Genomic DNA, 3,220 nt, shown 5'->3' on the forward strand with positions numbered 1-3,220 from the left:
GCCTAATGAATTAGAAACCGATAGGTTTCTTTACTTAGGAATCCCCCATGTTCAACGAACGTAGAGAGTAACTGGGGTAATTCAAAACGTTCGCAAAAGCACCCTTTTTAGGTAAGCTCTTCAACAAGCCCACATTTAGGACTTTTCAAATAAGCATCTTTGCAATGTGGGCTTTCATTCTTGTTTTTTGTCAAGGTTATATGCTTCTTTCATTATATTTCTAGCGACTTCCTGCATACTCAAGCCTTTTGTTTCGCCCATTTTTTCAGCGAGTCTTTAATGTCTCGGGGCATATAAATAGAAAGCAGTTCTTCTTCTGATTCGATGCTGATTGCCTCATGTTCCGTGCTATGTTTTGCCGGGCCTTGTACAAGTTGCCGCTTTAAAAAGTACCCTAGTTCATCATAAACTCCGTGAAGGATTGTGTCTTTTATATGAAGCATAGGGCGGTTCTCAATCATTTCAATATAAAGGTTAGCCGCCTTAACGTGCTGATAAACAAGGTCCATTTTATCAATAAATATATTAATACACTATGTGTAAAATTCAAAAATATAATTTAAATAAACCTTACTAAAATGAAAATAGTCCAGCGAATCCTCGTTTCAGAGAGAGCCTGTCCTCTGGCTGTATTCCTCGAATTAGGAAACCGCCCGCTAATGAATGATTAAAACTAGTAATTCTATCTATGCACTCTTATTAAGCAAATAAAAAAGCACAAGCCCTTCCCGCCGGCTTTTTGAGGATAAGCTCACCATCGCCAGAACCATTCAGCGTACCATCTAACAAGAACTTCGGCTGGTGTGACGATTGGTATCAGCGACAATCCTCTTCTTGCGAAACTGGCGCTTGATAATGAAGGGAAAAACGCGCGGGACGACCTTGCCTGCTGGTCTTATGAAGATGTACCGTAAAAGGTCTGGAGCATCGATCCAATCACAGATATGTCGGGTATTTCCGCCGGATACGCTCGATCACTTTACAATATTGGAATTGAATCAGTGAGGGATTTGGCGCACGCGGACAAATGGAAGCTGAAGAAGAAGTACGGCATCTTGGGATTGCAGCTCTACTATCATGCCTGGAGGATCGATTACAGCGTTTTTTTCGATAAAACGGGACCTCGTGAAAAGTCCCATTCAAAAGGGCAGATCTTAATGAGGGAGTACTACAATGAGGATGAGATTATCATCGTCATCAAGGAAATGACCGAAGACGCGGCGAGCCTACTGCGCCGGCACGGTGTTGCTGCATCCGGCATTACGCTTGGCATTTCATATGCTCGCGATGATGAAACAATGCATTGTGGCTTACGTCTATTTTATCTGTTAATTAAATTCCCTGATACGGATTGTTAACACTAATTTCAAACCTGTATGTTTCCTTCCCAACAGGTATTCATACAGGTTTTGATCCTTTATTTTAAACGCAGGCTTGTTCTGAGCTGTTTCACGACTTATCGCTCCCAAACCAGTTAAAAAACCGTTTCTTCTTCATTTTAGCTTCCTGCGATGCTTTCAGCGATTCGAGCAATAACTGATCCCGCTTATTAAGCGATTCCTTGATATAATGCTGCTGCTCGTCTAATTTCATCACTAATGCCTGATTGAATTGCCCCTGCAGTTCTAGCCGCTCCAAAATGGTATCTAAATCCTTCCTTATGTCATCAGATGAACTTTCTTCCACTGGCTCGGGGTTAATTTTTGTTTCATCCGTTGTAAAGTAATATTCGATCTGCTTAATGGAATAATTCTGATCCCGGCTCAATTGGCGGATCAGCATGAGCCTTCGAGCGCCGGTTTATCAAAGTAATTGTAGCAATTGTCTACTTGTATAGTGGGGATGTATGACTTCAATTCCCTCAACCAATTGCGGACAACACCCGGACTTTCATTCACATATTGAGCCGCTTCTTTCACAGTTAAGCGCATTTCTTCCAGGTTTTCAACACGTTGATTTTTGTTTGAGTCATGATTTCGATCATCCTTTCAAGATGAATTTCAACGTATGGGTCTAATAAAAAACCTAATAAACTGCTGTTCTAAAGGTGTGTGGCAAGTCTCAATAAGGTTTTCGAGTATGTTTTTCACTTATGTTTTAAGCTCGGTGTGTGAAGCCTATCTCCTTTAACTAAATTTTCCATCTGAGTATGTATTTTAAAAGGCCCAAGATTTAGAGCATAGATAAACTCTATTGTATCGGACGTTTTATTCCTCCTGTGTTGTATTTCACCACGTAACATCGCATCCCGCACATACCTTGTACATAAGTACACTTTTACGCAAACATCATTCTGAGAGATCCAAGTAAAAAAGTCGAATTTCTATTGATCTAGAAAGTTTGGCTTTTTAGTATAACCTAAAGAGAATCCATAGTAGTATTAGCTGTTAAACACCACGAGCCATTGAGAATCAGATTAGAAAACTAGCTTAGGATTTAACTTTCTTACGATTAGTCAATAGCTTTTTTATGTTTTCATGAATAGTTAAAAGGTTATCTTGATAAAAAACGAAAGTGGCATTCTAATCCAATCTTTAGGCACGACAAATAATCCTAGCATATATCTATTTTTTTACTAGGCTCATGTAGATGTGATAAAATATACGCGAAAGTTAGTTATGATGGGGTGGCTAAACCATAATCATAATACTTATTATGTGAAATAAGGTAGAAGAGGCACTTCAACAGCTTATTCACACAAGCAATGGACGCGACTTTATGACATTTGTTATAGGGTTGCGTTTTTAGTTTGTCATAGTATTCAATAAGATGATTTTTCCCAAAACGACGCTGTTTAATCATATTCTGAATAATAATATAAAGCAGTTTTCGTAGATGTTTATTTCCACGTTTATTGATTTTATCTTTGAAAAAGGTTTTACCCGATTGGAAACGTCGTATATCGATTCCAGCAAAAGCGTTCAGCTGTTTATGATTATCAAATCGATGAATATCCCCAATTTCAGCCATAAGGCGTACTGCTGTATTCGGGCCAATTCCGGGAAAGCTAGCAATGATCCTATATTCAGTCCGCTTATTGGCTAACAAAACCATACTATCAATACACTGATCCTTCTTTCGAAGGATTTCTTGATAACGCTCTGCATAGGAGCGCAGTTGTTCGCACAAAACGTCATGGGAGGACACAGCTGGATAAGAGTATTGTGCAGCTTCCAGTAGTTCTACCGCTTTCTTCTCGGCGGTCGAAATTGAAATGTTT

The 3,220-nt window shown here is 39.3% G+C and carries 4 protein-coding genes; 1 reads left to right on the plus strand and 3 read right to left on the minus strand.

Annotation, left to right across the window (positions count from 1 at the left end):
- Positions 1–239 precede the first annotated feature (239 nt).
- On the minus strand, positions 240–443 hold the full coding sequence (locus tag NLX67_RS22450) for a hypothetical protein (protein WP_254313618.1): 204 nt from the start codon (positions 441–443) through the stop codon (positions 240–242).
- 558 nt (positions 444–1,001) lie between these two features.
- On the opposite strand from NLX67_RS22450, the gene NLX67_RS22455 reads away from it, so the two are divergent.
- A complete protein-coding gene (locus NLX67_RS22455) occupies positions 1,002–1,358 on the plus strand; it encodes a DinB/UmuC family translesion DNA polymerase (protein ID WP_254313619.1) in 357 nt (118 codons plus the stop codon).
- A gap of 91 nt (positions 1,359–1,449) precedes the next feature.
- On the opposite strand, the gene NLX67_RS22460 is transcribed toward NLX67_RS22455, so the two are convergent.
- Together NLX67_RS22460 and NLX67_RS22465 are read right to left on the minus strand one after the other, a co-directional pair.
- On the minus strand, positions 1,450–1,782 hold the full coding sequence (locus tag NLX67_RS22460; protein ID WP_254313620.1) for a hypothetical protein: 333 nt from the start codon (positions 1,780–1,782) through the stop codon (positions 1,450–1,452).
- An 834-nt stretch (positions 1,783–2,616) separates the two neighbouring features.
- Positions 2,617–3,220 (minus strand): transposase (locus tag NLX67_RS22465; protein WP_254313621.1); only part of this gene is annotated, 604 nt, incomplete at its 5' end.

It is taken from the genome of Domibacillus sp. A3M-37, assembly GCF_024213455.1.
Taxonomy (GTDB): Bacteria; Bacillota; Bacilli; order Bacillales; family Domibacillaceae; genus Domibacillus; species Domibacillus tundrae.

What these genes read in the sequence shown, in the direction of transcription:
- NLX67_RS22450 (WP_254313618.1), bottom strand. Translation starts at nt 443, where the DNA reads ATGCTTCATATAAAAGACACAATCCTTCACGGAGTTTATGATGAACTA.
- NLX67_RS22460 (WP_254313620.1), bottom strand. Translation starts at nt 1,782, where the DNA reads ATGCTGATCCGCCAATTGAGCCGGGATCAGAATTATTCCATTAAGCAG.